Source organism: Vibrio sp. Isolate32 (genome assembly GCF_022397955.1).
Classification (GTDB): Bacteria; Pseudomonadota; Gammaproteobacteria; order Enterobacterales; family Vibrionaceae; genus Vibrio.
This window is the reverse complement of record NZ_JAKEUQ010000006.1, coordinates 117,739-131,831: the sequence shown is the minus strand read 5'-3', so window position 1 is coordinate 131,831 and position 14,093 is coordinate 117,739. Positions and strand designations below refer to the sequence as shown.

Here is a 14,093-nt window from a genome sequence, read left to right as displayed (position 1 = left end):
TATGAAAATCATAGAGACTATTTCCAATACCCGACTGCTGCTCTTAATGACTGCGCTGCTGATGGTGAGTGGCATTTCAGCCTTCATGACGCTACCACGCGCAGAAGATCCGGTGATCATCAACCGTTATGCGAACATCACCACTAGTTTTCCAGGCGCTAGCGCCGAACGAGTGGAAACTTTGGTTACGGAGGTTATCGAGAATAAGCTTCGTGAACTGAGCGAAGTTAAACTGGTGAGCTCAACCTCAAGGCCGAGCGTGTCTATTGTAACGCTTGAGCTTGATGACACTATCACCGAGCCTGAACCAGTCTGGTCGCAAGCACGTGACAAGCTGTCTGATATCGAATCCATCTTACCTGCGGGTGCCCATTCTCCCGATCTCGACAGTGACCATACCTATGCTTTTACCACTATCGCTTCCCTGACTTGGTCTGGTGCGGGTGAACCTGACCGCTTAACACTAGGGCGTTATGCCAAAGAGTTAGCCAAGCGATTAAGAACCTTGTCAGGCACTGAGTTTGTTGATGAATACGGGATGCCTCAAGAAGAAATCCAGATAAGTCTACGAACTGCTGATGCTGCAGCGCTTGGTCGTTCTAGTTCAAACATCGCAGAGTCTCTAGAAGGGGCAGATGCTAAGAACTCAGCGGGCGAACTGGTCAGTGCTTATTCTCGTTTTGGTTTAGAGATTGAATCGGAACTTGATTCGATTGAACGTATTAAGCAAGTCCCTATCGCGACGGATAGTAATGGTCACATCATCCGCATGGAAGACATCGCTTCGGTAAAGCGTGGTGAGAAAACCCCACAAGACCAGATTGCCATTATTGATGGTGAACCGAGTGTGATCGTCGCGGCGCGAATGCACCCTGATCTTCGGGTTGATAACTGGACTTCACGTGCGAACGCTTTGATCGACAAGTTTCAACAAGAGCTGCCAAGCAATATCGATGTCACCGTGCTATTCAATCAGCAGGGCTATACCGAAACTCGCCTAGATGATTTAGGCAAAAGCTTGATGATCGGTTTCGGGTTGATCTTGATTGTATTGTTCGTGACCTTAGGCGTCCGCGCGGCAATATTAGTGGCTATTTCGCTGCCACTCACTTCACTGCTTACGTTATCGATCATGAAAATGACCGGTGTGCCAATCAACCAGATGTCGGTGACTGGATTAATCGTAGCACTCGGGATCATGGTCGATAACGCGGTGGTGATGGTCGATACCATTCAGGCCTATCGATTGAAAGGGCAGCATAGAGCAGAAGCGACTATGAATGCCTTGAAGCACTTGTGGGTGCCGCTGTTGGGCTCAACCTTGACCACGGTTTTGGCGTTTGCCCCGATTATCTTGATGCCGGGTGCGTCGGGTGAGTTTGTCGGTGGTATCGCGATTACTGTGTCTTTCTCACTGATCGGTTCTTATGTGATTTCGCATACCTTGATTGCAGGCTTAGCGACTAAGTTATTGCCGAAACAACTCAGTGATGTGGATAAAAAAGGCCAACATCACTGGTATATGACAGGCTTAAGAATTCCCGCATTAACACGTTGGTTCTCATCTTCTGTCCGCTTTGGTGTCACGCATCCAATCATCACTATTGCTCTGGTGTTGTTGGTTCCGTTTACCGGTTACTGGAGTATGTCTCAACTGACAGAACAGTTCTTCCCGCCATCAGACCGAGACATGTTTGAGATTCAGGTATATATGCCTCCACAAGCGAGCATTTATGCGACGAAAAATACCTCTGAAAAAATAGACGACATCATTCATCGCTATCCAGAAGTGGAGCGCATTGATTGGCTAGTAGGCGCTAACTTCCCATCTTTCTATTACAACTTGCAGGCAAGGCAAAACAACGCGCCTTACTTCTCGCAAGCCATGGTGAAAACAGAGAATTTTGACCAAGCCAACGCGCTGATTCCTGAGTTGCAAAAGGTGTTGGATGAAGAGGTACCTGAAGCACAAATCTTGGTACGTAAGCTTAATCAAGGCCCTCCATTTACCGCGCCAGTTGAGCTGCGTGTTTATGGTGAAAACCTTGATACCCTAAAAGCGATTGGTGAAGATGTACGCTTGATTTTGGCCGGTGTTCCTCATGTCACTCACACGAGGGAAACGCTGCAACCGGGTACACCTAAGGTGTGGTTGAAGGTCGATGAAGACACTGCAAAACTGAATGGTATATCACTGAACCAGTTTGCGGGCATGTTGCAAACCACGTTGACAGGTCGTGAAAGCGGCTCTGTGATTGAGGGCAGTGAGTCGGTGCCAATCCGTGTTCGTGTGGCGGATGAAGCGCGCGAAAACTTAGCGCATTTAAGCAATATCCGTTTGCCGATCAGTTCTGATGTCTACTCAACGGGCATCAATGTGTCGACTTTGGCTGAACTTGAACTGACTACCAGCCGTGGTGCGATTACACGCCGAAATGGGCAACGTGTGAATACCATTGAGGGTTATATTGAAGCGGGAGTCTTGCCTCAAACTGTGCTCAATGAATTCCAAAAACGCCTAGAAAGCTATGAGATGCCATCGGGTTATACGATTGGTTTTGGTGGTGAATCGGCTGAGCGTGACAATTCAGTCAATAGCCTTATCTCGAATGTCGCCGTTGTGGTGGTATTGATGGTGTTGGTGGTGGTGATGTCGTTTAATTCGTTCCGAATGAGTAGCATCATCTTCATGGTGGCAGGATTGGCTGGTGGTCTAGGGTTGCTGTCGGTGTGGATCTTCGGTTATCCGTTCGGCTTTACGGTGATCATCGCGATGCTTGGGATTGCGGGTTTGGCGATTAACGCGGCCATTGTGATTCTGACGGAATTGAAGCTAGATAAAGAGGCTTCATCAGGCAATGTGGATGCGGTAGTCGAGGCGGTGATGTCGTGTACGCGTCATATCAGCTCAACCACGATTACGACGGTTGGCGGTTTTATGCCATTGATCATCGCAGGTGGTGGCTTCTGGCCTCCGTTCGCGGTTGCGATTGTTGGCGGTACGGTACTAACCACACTTATCTCATTCTATTTTGTGCCTGTGGTTTATCATTTGATGACTAAAAAACAGCGTAAAACCGTGGCACCACAAGCGGCATAATTGATAAACCAGCGCCCTTACTTTCCTCGACTTTGGAGAGTAAGGGGGTGCTTATCTCTGTATTTTGAGGACAAAAACGACTCCTTTTACTCTGCTTTAGCTTGATTAACCTTCTATTTCGATACCCATCATCGTGATGTAACTAAGGTTCTTATTCATGCTGGCAATGAATGCTTCGTGGTAACGATTTTATTTATGAATACCATTAAACTTGTATGTGAATTCATAAATTTGAACTTGATCACACTTTGTTTAATTCGCGATTTTTAATGTAGTTCATCGCTGTGGTGGTCGTTGACTACCAGTCTCTTCGTCAATTGTTTCTTTGCGATTCCTTTTCACAATTAGCTTTGTTGATGTAGCACGCCTATCTCGTGCACCTTTCTATCGACTCATTTCAGCCATTCTACTTTCATAACTGGAAGGTTAGTTTTCAAGTTTACTGGGTGAGCTTTCAATTCCAACTCCCCATAATGCGCAGAATGTAACAATGTATTTCAAAGAGTAACAATTAAGTCATATTTTTTGTGTGGTTTTAACCGTGCGGTAATGTTTTCACCAAGCAAAATTAAACTCAATTCGGCTTCCCTTTGAGATGCAGCGTTTCACATGCTCAACACATAAATATTCTAATGACCATGATAACCAGTACTCGGGCGTTCGTTCTGAGGCTGGATAACCATCGAGAAAGTTAATGGAAGCTTCAAGATATAAACGCATTTTATCGAGAGCAAATCTGTCGAGGATTGGTTTGGTGGGAACCGTCCTGATGCTCGAAGGATGTAACTCCGCATTGCTCGACCCAAAAGGTAGCGTTGGCGTTCAGGAAAAGGAGCTGATTATCACGGCTCTATTACTGATGCTAATAGTCGTCATCCCCGTGATTCTGATGACCATCTACTTTGCTTATAGATACCGCGAAAGCAATACCACAGAAGAGTATGCTCCTGACTGGGCGCACTCAACCAAGATCGAAGTGGTGGTATGGACGATTCCAATCATCATCATCGCGATTCTTGCCACCATCACTTGGCGAACAACACACGAACTAGAGCCTTCAAAGCCTCTGGAAAGTGATGTGCAACCTATGGTGATCGAAGTGGTCTCTCTGGATTGGAAGTGGCTATTCATCTATCCGGAGCAACACATTGCAACGGTTAACTATGTTGCGTTCCCGAAAGATGTTCCGGTGACGTTTAAGCTGACTTCAGACAACATCATGAACGCGTTCTTTATCCCGCGTCTTGGTTCGCAGATCTACGCGATGCCGGGAATGGTGACCAAGCTTAACTTGATTGCTAACCATGAAGGTGATTTTAAAGGTTTTGCATCGAACTACAGTGGCAAAGGGTTCTCTCAGATGAAATTCACTGCATCAGCGATGCCCGATCAAGTGGCATTTCTAAACTGGGTGGAGAAAGTGAAAGCAAGCCCAGACCGTATTGAAGACTGGGAGCAGTTCCGTTCATTGGCCGCGCCAAGTGTGGCTGAACCCGTCACGCTGTTTTCTAGTATCCCACCATTTTTATTCACCGATGTCGTGACCCAGCACCCTGGTTCAATGAACTGTCTGCCGGAAACCCAAGGATAATCGTCATGTTTGGAAGATTAACTCTAGACTCAATTCCCTACCACGAACCCATTATTTTGGTCACGTTAACCATGATTGCTTTAGTGGGCAGTTTAGTGGTGTACGCGGTAACCAAAGCCGGTAAGTGGCAATACCTTTGGAATGAATGGTTTACGTCTGTAGACCACAAAAAACTGGGCTTCATGTACATTGCGGTTGCGATGGTGATGTTAGTTCGTGGCTTTGCTGATGCGGTAATGATGCGTAGCCAGCAATTGCTTTCTGCAGCGGGTGAGACCGGCTATTTACCGCCGCATCACTACGACCAGATCTTCACTGCTCACGGCGTGATCATGATTTTCTTCGTGGCAATGCCGTTGGTGATTGGCTTGATGAACATCATTGTGCCGCTGCAAATTGGCGCTCGTGATGTTGCATTCCCTTATCTGAATAACTTGAGCTTCTGGCTGTTTGTGGTGGGTATTATCCTCACCAACATGTCACTGGGCTTAGGTGAGTTTGGACGCACGGGTTGGTTGGCGTATCCGCCGCTCTCTGGCATTGAGGCAAGCCCGGGAGTGGGTGTCGACTATTGGATATGGGCACTGCAAATATCTGGTGTCGGTACAACGTTAACGGGTGTGAACTTCTTCGCGACTATTTTGCGCATGCGTACTCCGTCTATGCCAATGATGAAGATGCCAGTGTTCACGTGGGCGTCGCTGTGTGCCAACATCCTGATCATTATCTCATTCCCTATCTTAACGGTAACCATCGCGCTACTGACTTTGGATAGATATATCGGTACGCACTTCTTCACCAATGATCTTGGTGGCAACGTGATGATGTATGTGAACCTGATTTGGGCATGGGGACACCCTGAGGTGTACATCCTAATTTTGCCTATCTTCGGTGTGTTCTCTGAAGTGACGGCAACCTTCTCACGCAAAAAACTGTTTGGTTATACCTCGCTGGTATGGGCGACGGTCGCTATCACAATCCTTGCGTTTGTGGTTTGGCTGCATCACTTCTTTACCATGGGTTCAGGCGCCAATGTGAATGCCTTCTTCGGCATCGCGACCATGATTATCTCTATCCCAACTGGGGTTAAGATCTTCAACTGGCTGTTCACCATGTACAAAGGCCGCATCCGTTTCACAACACCTATGTTGTGGACTGTTGGCTTCCTTATCACCTTCACTGTTGGTGGTATGACGGGCGTATTAATGGCGGTTCCGGGGGCGGATTTCATTCTGCATAACTCGGTATTCCTGATTGCTCACTTCCACAACGTAATCATCGGCGGCGTAGTATTCGGTTGTTTTGCAGCGATTGGTTACTGGTTCCCGAAAGCGACCGGTTTCACTCTGAACGAGCTTTGGGGTAAACGCGCATTCTACTGCTGGATCATCGGTTTCTTGATGGCGTTCTTGCCGCTTTACGCTCTGGGCTTTATGGGTATGACGCGTCGTTTGAGCCAAGACATCAACCCTGAATTCTTCCCTCTACTGGCGGTTGCGGCTGCAGGTACTGGTGTGATTGCGATGGGTGTTGTGTGTCAGTTTGTTCAGTTCTTCGTGAGTGTTCGTGACCGCGACCAAAACCGCGACCTTACTGGTGACCCGTGGGGCGGACGTACTTTTGAATGGGCAACGTCTTCACCACCGCCGTTCTACAACTTTGCAAAATTGCCTAAGGGCGATGAGCTAGATGCGTTCTGGTATCAAAAGCAAAGCGGCGAGTTCGATCCAACTCAGGAAGAAGAATACGAACGTATCCATATGCCGAAGAACACACCGACAGGTATTTATGTATCTGCATGGTCGTTGGTATTTGGTTTTGCAATGATCTGGTACATCTGGTGGCTAGCGGCAGCAAGCCTGGTTGGTATTGTCGTGATGTGTATTCAACACAGCTACAACGACGATGTTGACTACTACGTGGAAGTAGAAGAGATCAAAGCGATTGAAGCGGCTCGACGTGCACAGTTAGCAGAAGCGAAAAAACAGTCGGTGGGTGAGAACAGCGCTGACGGTGATAACAACACAAATAAAGATGATTTGGAGACGACGTATGCAAGCTAATACTCCGTCGCACACTTACGATCTTGCACACTCGCATGATCATCACCATGACTCAGCGGGCAACAAGCTGTTTGGCTTCTGGGTTTACTTGATGAGTGACTGTGTGCTGTTTGCCACGCTTTTCGCGACTTATGCCGTGTTAGAGAGTGGCTCTATTGCAGGACCAACGGGCAAAGACATCTTCGAACTTCCGTTCGTGTTTGTGGAAACCATGATGCTGCTGTTCAGTAGTATCACTTTCGGTTTTGGCATGATCGCAATGAAACGCCAAGATGTTGCTGGTCTGAAAAAGTGGCTAAAAGTAACGTTTCTACTGGGCTTAGCCTTTATCTGTATGGAAGTGTATGAATTCCATCACTTGATTGCTGAAGGTTATGGCCCTCAAGAGAGTGCGTTCCTATCTGCGTTCTTTACCTTAGTTGGCACACACGGCTTGCACGTAACGTTTGGTCTTATTTGGATGGCAGTGGCGTATCACCAGCTTTCAACTAAAGGCTTGAACGACAATATGTCGATGCGCTTTCAGTGCTTGAGCTTGTTCTGGCACTTCCTAGATATCGTTTGGATTTGTGTATTTACCATCGTGTACTTAATGGGGGTGATGTAATGGAACAGCATCTAGACAGTGGCGCAAAAGATTACGTGATTGGCTTTGTTGCATCACTGATTCTGACCATTATTCCGTTCTATGTTGTGTGGGCGCATGCGCTTCCAAGTACTGAGACTTACGTAGTTCTGTTTGGCTGTGCGCTAGTGCAGATCTTCGTACACTTTAAGTACTTCCTACATATGGAAGTGAAGACAACCGATGGTCAGTGGAACTTAGTATCACTGATGTTTACAGCCATTGTTGTATTGATCCTGATCGCTGGCTCGGTGTGGATCATCTACAACATGAACGTCAACATGAAGTTGTAGGCTAGGGTATGCTGAAAAGTTATTTGTCTATTACCAAACCGGGCATCATTTTCGGCAACCTGATTTCTGTTGCGGCGGGGTTCTTCCTTGCCGCAAAGACAGAACCAGCCAGTGCGATGTTGTTACTGACAACATTGGCGGGTGTGGGGCTTGTGATTGCATCAGGTTGTGTGGTGAACAACATTTTTGATCGCGATATTGATCAAAAAATGAAACGCACTCAGAACCGAGAGTTGGTTCAGGGCAACATCAATACTGACGTCGCATTCATCTATGCGTTGGTCATGTTGCTAGCTGGTACGGCTTTATTGTTCCAATACGTTAATCCGATGTCTGCGGTAGTGGTGTTGCTAGGCTACGTGTTTTATGTCTTTTTCTACACCATGTGGTACAAGCGTAATTCGGTGTATGGCACGCTCGTAGGCAGTATCTCTGGTGCGGTACCACCGTTAGTTGGTTACCTTGGCGTGACAAACTACTTGAGTATCGAAGCGGTGCTGCTGTATATCATGTTCTGCTTATGGCAGATGCCGCACTCGTATGCGATTGCGATGTTCCGCATTCAAGATTACCGAGATGCGGGTATCCCTGTGCTCCCGGTAAAAGAGGGTGTCGGTAAGGCCCACAAACATATGAAAGCGTACGTGGTTGCTTTTGGCGCGGTTGCTCTTGGGCTGTTCTTGCTAGGAGAGGCGGGCTACGAATACCTAGCGGTGTCGGCGGCAGTATGCTTTATGTGGACTAAGGTGACATTCCGTAAGGTGGATTGCGCCAACTACATCCAATGGTCAAAGACGGTCTTTAAAGTCTCTTTGCTGGTGGTGATGAGCATCAGCGGTGTTCTTGGACTCGAACTTATCCCACTGCCATTTTTATAGTACTGCACTAATAAACTATCCCGCATCAGCGGGGTAGTTTTTGTATTCTTTACCGATTACTTGTTGATCGTAACTTTTGTAATCACAATATCTTCACAAGGTACATCTTCGTGACCCAAGCGAATTGTCGTTGGTTCAGCTGCAATCTTATTTACTACATCCATACCCGCCGATACTTTACCGAATACCGCGTAACCCCAGCCTGCGTTCGTAGTCGAGGTGTGATCAAGGAAGTCGTTGTCATCAAGGTTGATAAAGAATTGTGCTGTTGCAGAATGTGGTGCATCAGTACGTGCCATTGCTACAGAGCCAATTACGTTCTTTAGACCGCGGTTTGCTTCATTCACGATAGGCGCACGAGTTGGTTTTTCTGTCATGTCGATAGTGTGACCACCACCTTGAATCATAAAACCTTCAATAACACGGTGAAATGTCGTGCCTTCGTAGAAACCGTCTTGGCAGTATTTAAGGAAGTTTTTCGACGTTACTGGTGCTTTTTCAAGGTTCAGTTCAATTTCAATGTCGCCAAAGTTGGTAGTCAGAGTGATCATAAAGGTCCCAATATTTGAGTGCTAAGGGTTTTGAGTACGAGTATTTTCAGTACAACAATATAGTCGATGACTTAATAAGGTGCAGTATATGAAAATTTACTGCGGATGCCAGTTAACAATAGCGCTAGTCTTTAATTTACATGCGCTCTGAGAGCGGTAGAGATAAAAAAGCCAGTGAGGAGTTCACTGGCTTGGAGATGCAAAATGACTTAGAGCGTTAGCAGGTAGTTAGCTAGCTGGTTGTACTTTTTGGAAGCTTGCTGACTTTTGTAAGTCTTCTTTTAGATATTTAATCACCCCTTCAAATTGTGCGGCGTTTACTGAAGCACTCAAGATAAGAGCGGCAAAGAGGCTAAATAGTGTTTTCATGTGTTCATTTCCTAAATTCGGATGTCATTAGATACAACAGAAAATGCGCTGTTATATCTTGGTAGCAGATATTGCCAAATAGGGACAAATGATTAAGAAAGAGGACGGCGATAGGCGCTTGTGTTGCAACAATCGCTTTGTGTGAAGGCTCTTTTTCTATCAATGCCAGCGATTCAATCTGAGTATCGAAAGATTCAGAAACGGTAAGTGGCGGCATTTTCAGTAGACAAACTGCTCCACAGCAGTGGTGTTCAACGTTGGGTTATGAGCAGGGAAAAAGTATTGGGGGCGCTTTCTACAGAACTGATGCTAGAAGCAGAGAAAGAGAAGCTATTGACAGAATTTGATTGAGCTTGTGGTAGTAGCAGAGCATTGCTGCTCGCGATGCTGTTCACACTGATGATACCCATAAGCATAGCGAAGAGCATGAAAGCGTGTACCCAAATTTTGTTAATCAACTTTGGCATCAACTCTTAGTCTTGGTATATGAACGAGTGTTGGGGCGAATAAAATTGTGCAACCGCTAACCGTAAAATAGGAAAAGTGCAAACGTTTCGATAATACACGACTTGTTTCAGCATCTCTAATCAAACCCAATGAAACTTGCCAGGGTTCTATTTTTGTTTAACCTATCAAGGTGCTCTGCTGCATACGTTTATTTTACCTCAATTTGTGTATTGATAATTAGGGATCAGCTGTTGAATCGCTTTGCAATGGACCGCGGGTATCATAGAATCGAAAACGTATTCGAATTTTATTGATATCAACGGAAGAGAATAAACAATTAATGAGTAGTATTTTAGAGTGTATTCGTACAGTTGGACGAGGAGAAAGAGGGCGTAAGCCTTTGTCGTTCGATCAAGCCTACCGCATCATGGATGAGTATTTAAGCGGAGAGGTCGGTGACGACCAAATGGCGATGCTACTGATGTTGATTCGTGTGCAGAATGAAACCAATGAAGAGATTGCCGGCTTTGTAAAAGCTTTTCAATCACGAGTGCCAGACTTAGGCGCAGATATTGACTGGCCGTGTTACGCCGGTAAACGTAATGATACTGCCAGTGGTAAGCCGTGGAATTTGCTTGCTGCGAAGATATTGGCTGACGATGGTTATAAGGTATTGATGCATGGCTATATGGATAAACCAAGTGGCCGCACGCACGTAGAGAATCACCTTGGGTGTGTCGGTGTGCGTAGTGCGAAAGATCCACAAGACGCGAAGCAGATCTTAGAATCTGATGGTATCGCTTATTTACCGCTTGCCAACTTTGCGCCAGAAGCTCAGACCATGATCGGCTGGAAACACCGTTACGGTTTGCGCACACCAATCAACACTGTGGTTCGAGCATTGAACCCAGGTGGTGGTCGTTTAGGTCTGCGTGGCAGTTTCCACCCTGGTTTTCCTCAGTTACACGCTGAAGTTGAACATGTCATTGGTAATAAATCCCACTCGGTGATTTCATTCAAAGGGATGAATGGTGAGTCGGAATATAACCCTAAAGTTAGCCAAACGGTTTGGATGAGTTCTCCTGACAAAGTCGCATCGTTCTACTGGGAAGAGGTGATGAACCGAGAGCTGCCACTTCCTAGTCAATGTATACTTGGTACGCCGGCTGAAGAGATGGCGTTAATGGCGAATACCGTTGTTGACAGCATGACAGCCATTCTCTTTGCAGAAACACACGATAAAACTGAGGCATACCAAAAAGCGGTGCGCTTATGGCATGAGTACTGTGTACGTTAGCAGAAAAATGATATAGCTTGTAAGAGAAGGTCAGCGATTACTGGCCTTTTTTATCGGGTATTTATTGAGTATACCGTTTGTTGCTCAAGCTTGTCAGTCTGAATTCGGCAACCAGTCGAACATGGCTGCCATATAGCGAAGAGTTGGTGTACAAGCTGTTATCTGAAGAACAAGCCGAAGTCAATCTCTTGTTCTCTTTGGTATTTCACCAGCTTCACTTTTAGGTCGTGTTTTGCTGCTAAGTCAATGGCCAAGCACGACATGCGTTTTATCTCATCAACGCAGCTTGAAATAAGCGGTTTTTCTTGATTATCGATAGTGGCGATGAGTGTGTTTTCTGTACCGTCTTTACCTGCATAAACATACGCGTACATGTTGTTGTCGTGTTGCATAAATTTCCTAAATCGGGATTTTTTAATTATTAGTACGGGGAAGGTTACAGGGTTTATCTACTCAGGCTAGTTTTCTTAAGTAAGGTTAAGCAAGTAAAAGTAAGGCTTTGTAAGGGTTATTTTTTTCTTTTTTCTAGTGTTCGAAAACGTGCTCAACCCTTTGTTTGTCTCACTTTTTTGTCTTGTTAGGTTTTGCCTATCAATAAAATTGTTGAAATCCATTTAGTAAAATCAAGATTTTAGACAACAATTAACTTAACAAGATAGAAAAATATATGACGCAAAGTATTTAGGGAGAACGCAATGCATTCTATTAAAGTGAAAGATTACATGACGCAGCAGGTTGTGACATTTACTCCTGATATGCCGTTAAGTCTAGCGTTAGACAAAGTGATGCGCAGCCACCACATGGGTGGCCCCGTAATTGACAATAATGATCAAGTGATTGGTTTCCTTTCTGAGCAAGATTTACTCTCGAAACTGGTTAAGGTTAGCTATTTCTGCCAAGACACACATATTGTGGGTGACTGCATGTATCAAGAAGTGCTGTCGGTTTCACCTGACTTATCCATTATTGAGCTGGCGGACATGATGCAAGTTGGGAAACCTAAGGCATACCCCGTAATTGATAACGGGAAGCTAGTCGGTATGATCACTCGAACCGATGTCTTGAGAGCAATCGGCAAGAACTTAGATGAATGTTTCAAACATCCTGTATAGTAAGGTGTTATGAACGATTATTTTTATCAATAGCCATAACTGACAAAAGGCGCACTTTGGCGCCTTTTTTCTGTATAGAGCTTTTCTAGATAGCCCCTTTCTTTGTGAATCCCCAGCTTGTGGTGACTAGTTTATTAAGCTTTGGCTTGTGGTATGCTAATTTTTGGAGGTTTCATGTCAAATCAAACGGCGAAGTTTGTAGAAGGTTCAACGATGCGCCACATATTGGTGATGTCGGGGGCTAGCTCTGTCGGTTTGATGGCGTTATTTGTAGTAGATTTACTCGACATGCTGTTCATCAGTATGCTCGGGCAGGTTGAATTGGCCGCGGCAGTGGGCTTTGCAGGTACGCTGACTTTTTTCTCTACCTCGGTTTCGATTGGTACTTCGATTGCGATGGGCGCAATAGTATCAAAAGCTATCGGCTCAAAGAATCAAGAACACGCTCGAAATCTAAGCACCAGTATCATGCTGACTGCGTTTGTTATCAGTTCCACCGTAACTGCAATTATGTTCGCTTATATTCCAGAGCTGTTAGCCGCGATAGGCGCAAAAGGGATTGCTGCTGAGCGTGCTCAAGTTTACTTACAGATTTTGCTACCGAGTGGTCCATTTTTGGCGTTAGCGATGGCGGCGGGTGCGGGCTTGAGAGCGGCGGGCGATGCGAAACGCTCTATGTGGGCGACTTTGTCGGGCGGTATTGTTAACGCGATTCTCGATCCTCTGTTTATTTTTGGTTTTGGTTGGAACATCGAAGGGGCAGCTATCGCTTCTGTGGTGGCACGTTTTTCGGTTCTCTTCTTCTCGCTTTATCCTCTGATTCGCAGCCATCAGTTGGTGGCTCCACCTTCGTTTGTGCAATGGCGCATTAATATTCGACCAATATTGGCGATTGCTCTGCCTGCGATTGTCACCAATACCGCAACGCCTATCGGTAATGCGATTGTGACGACAGGTATCGCACAATATGGTGAGGACTTTGTCGCGGGCTTTGCCGTGATCGGTCGTCTAACACCGGTTTGTTTCGCGGTGATTTTTGCTTTGTCTGGCGCTGTGGGGCCCATCATTGGTCAGAACTTTGGTGCAGAACGCATGGACAGAGTTAAAGAAACACTCAATAACTCATTGCTGGTGACGACACTTTATACCATTGCCGTTTGTATTCTGTTGTACTTCGTTCAAGGTTATGTCATTCAAGGCTTTAGCTTACAAGGTGATGCGGCAATCATTGTGGCGGCTTTCTGTACTTATGTGGCGTTAACGTTCACTTTTAACGGCGCGCTATTTGTTGCCAATACCTCTTTTAATAATCTAGGTAAACCGCTTTACTCAACGGCGTTGAATTTGGGCAAAGCGACGTTAGGTACTCTACCATTCGTCTATCTAGGCTCTCAGTGGTATGGCGCTTTGGGGGTTTTGTACGGACAAGCGTTAGGTAATGTTCTGTTCGGGATTTTAGGTATTTTGGTACTTCGACATCATATTACTGAGCTGATGCAAGGTTCTCAAGTTGATCCAGTTGAAGACGATGTGTCTATTGTCAGCTTGAATACACAACCGTTTTGTTCACACGATGCGGTTCTTATTGATGATGTATCGGCGAATCGTGAAGAGTGTGCGGATCTTAAATCTCAGTAAACCATTGGCGCTGGCATAATATTTTTGTTTTCTCGATAACTTCTTCTTGACCTTGGAGTAGCCTCCAAGGTTTATACTTTTGATGAACTTATGGTTCTGTTGCTCGTAAGTTAGCAACAACCTCAAGGC

Annotated in this window: 12 protein-coding genes and 1 pseudogene; 9 read left to right on the top strand and 4 right to left on the bottom strand. The window is 45.7% G+C overall.

Translation table 11 applies throughout. The annotated features are described in order from the left end of the window. Position 1 precedes the first annotated feature (1 nt). The 6 genes from L1D11_RS06720 to cyoE all read left to right on the top strand — a co-directional run bounded on the left by L1D11_RS06720 (position 2) and on the right by cyoE (position 8,550). A complete protein-coding gene (locus L1D11_RS06720) occupies positions 2–3,100 on the top strand; it encodes an efflux RND transporter permease subunit (RefSeq protein ID WP_239831547.1) in 3,099 nt (1,032 codons plus the stop codon). Between the two features lie 694 nt (positions 3,101–3,794). Beyond that, a complete protein-coding gene (cyoA, locus tag L1D11_RS06715) occupies positions 3,795–4,691 on the top strand; it encodes a ubiquinol oxidase subunit II (RefSeq protein WP_239831546.1) in 897 nt (298 codons plus the stop codon). Between the two features lie 5 nt (positions 4,692–4,696). Next, a complete protein-coding gene (gene cyoB / locus L1D11_RS06710; protein WP_239831545.1) occupies positions 4,697–6,754 on the top strand; it encodes a cytochrome o ubiquinol oxidase subunit I in 2,058 nt (685 codons plus the stop codon). Beyond that, positions 6,744–7,361: a cytochrome o ubiquinol oxidase subunit III gene (gene cyoC, locus L1D11_RS06705; protein ID WP_008221707.1), complete on the top strand. Its 618-nt coding sequence runs from the start codon at positions 6,744–6,746 to the stop codon at positions 7,359–7,361. Before cyoB ends, cyoC begins: the two co-directional genes overlap by 11 nt. Next, positions 7,361–7,672: a cytochrome o ubiquinol oxidase subunit IV gene (gene cyoD / locus L1D11_RS06700; protein WP_004740018.1), complete on the top strand. Its 312-nt coding sequence runs from the start codon at positions 7,361–7,363 to the stop codon at positions 7,670–7,672. The genes cyoC and cyoD overlap by 1 nt, the downstream gene beginning before the upstream one ends. Before the next feature lie 8 nt (positions 7,673–7,680). Continuing rightward, a complete protein-coding gene (gene cyoE / locus L1D11_RS06695; RefSeq protein ID WP_239831544.1) occupies positions 7,681–8,550 on the top strand; it encodes a heme o synthase in 870 nt (289 codons plus the stop codon). Positions 8,551–8,606: 56 nt separating this feature from the next. Here cyoE and L1D11_RS06690 read toward each other — a convergent pair whose 3' ends face one another. The 3 genes and pseudogenes from L1D11_RS06690 to L1D11_RS22710 all read right to left on the bottom strand — a co-directional run. Beyond that, positions 8,607–9,101: a peptidylprolyl isomerase gene (locus tag L1D11_RS06690; protein WP_239831543.1), complete on the bottom strand. Its 495-nt coding sequence runs from the start codon at positions 9,099–9,101 to the stop codon at positions 8,607–8,609. A 228-nt stretch (positions 9,102–9,329) separates the two neighbouring features. Continuing rightward, positions 9,330–9,470, bottom strand: a complete 141-nt coding sequence (locus L1D11_RS06685; RefSeq protein ID WP_239831542.1) for a hypothetical protein — start codon at positions 9,468–9,470, stop codon at positions 9,330–9,332. Positions 9,471–9,582: 112 nt separating this feature from the next. Further along, positions 9,583–9,937: pseudogene (locus L1D11_RS22710) on the bottom strand (hypothetical protein); the annotation flags it as partial. 290 nt (positions 9,938–10,227) lie between these two features. On the opposite strand from L1D11_RS22710, the gene L1D11_RS06675 reads away from it, so the two are divergent. Beyond that, complete coding sequence (locus L1D11_RS06675) at positions 10,228–11,214, top strand: glycosyl transferase family protein (protein ID WP_275665849.1); 987 nt, start codon at positions 10,228–10,230, stop codon at positions 11,212–11,214. A 158-nt stretch (positions 11,215–11,372) separates the two neighbouring features. On the opposite strand, the gene L1D11_RS06670 is transcribed toward L1D11_RS06675, so the two are convergent. Further along, complete coding sequence (locus L1D11_RS06670) at positions 11,373–11,606, bottom strand: hypothetical protein (protein ID WP_239831539.1); 234 nt, start codon at positions 11,604–11,606, stop codon at positions 11,373–11,375. Positions 11,607–11,909: 303 nt separating this feature from the next. Here L1D11_RS06670 and L1D11_RS06665 point away from each other — a divergent pair, with 303 nt between their 5' ends. Both L1D11_RS06665 and L1D11_RS06660 read left to right on the top strand, forming a co-directional pair. Next, positions 11,910–12,326 (top strand): CBS domain-containing protein, encoded by a 417-nt coding sequence (locus L1D11_RS06665; protein WP_239831538.1) that lies wholly within the window; start codon positions 11,910–11,912, stop codon positions 12,324–12,326. A 174-nt stretch (positions 12,327–12,500) separates the two neighbouring features. Further along, positions 12,501–13,964 (top strand): MATE family efflux transporter, encoded by a 1,464-nt coding sequence (locus tag L1D11_RS06660; RefSeq protein ID WP_239831537.1) that lies wholly within the window; start codon positions 12,501–12,503, stop codon positions 13,962–13,964. Positions 13,965–14,093 lie beyond the last annotated feature (129 nt).

What these genes read in the sequence shown, in the direction of transcription:
- L1D11_RS06720 (WP_239831547.1), top strand. Translation starts at nt 2, where the DNA reads ATGAAAATCATAGAGACTATTTCCAATACCCGACTGCTGCTCTTAATG.
- cyoA (WP_239831546.1), top strand. Translation starts at nt 3,795, where the DNA reads ATGGAAGCTTCAAGATATAAACGCATTTTATCGAGAGCAAATCTGTCG.
- cyoB (WP_239831545.1), top strand. Translation starts at nt 4,697, where the DNA reads ATGTTTGGAAGATTAACTCTAGACTCAATTCCCTACCACGAACCCATT.
- cyoC (WP_008221707.1), top strand. Translation starts at nt 6,744, where the DNA reads ATGCAAGCTAATACTCCGTCGCACACTTACGATCTTGCACACTCGCAT.
- cyoD (WP_004740018.1), top strand. Translation starts at nt 7,361, where the DNA reads ATGGAACAGCATCTAGACAGTGGCGCAAAAGATTACGTGATTGGCTTT.
- cyoE (WP_239831544.1), top strand. Translation starts at nt 7,681, where the DNA reads ATGCTGAAAAGTTATTTGTCTATTACCAAACCGGGCATCATTTTCGGC.
- L1D11_RS06690 (WP_239831543.1), bottom strand. Translation starts at nt 9,101, where the DNA reads ATGATCACTCTGACTACCAACTTTGGCGACATTGAAATTGAACTGAAC.
- L1D11_RS06685 (WP_239831542.1), bottom strand. Translation starts at nt 9,470, where the DNA reads ATGAAAACACTATTTAGCCTCTTTGCCGCTCTTATCTTGAGTGCTTCA.
- L1D11_RS06670 (WP_239831539.1), bottom strand. Translation starts at nt 11,606, where the DNA reads ATGCAACACGACAACAACATGTACGCGTATGTTTATGCAGGTAAAGAC.
- L1D11_RS06665 (WP_239831538.1), top strand. Translation starts at nt 11,910, where the DNA reads ATGCATTCTATTAAAGTGAAAGATTACATGACGCAGCAGGTTGTGACA.
- L1D11_RS06660 (WP_239831537.1), top strand. Translation starts at nt 12,501, where the DNA reads ATGTCAAATCAAACGGCGAAGTTTGTAGAAGGTTCAACGATGCGCCAC.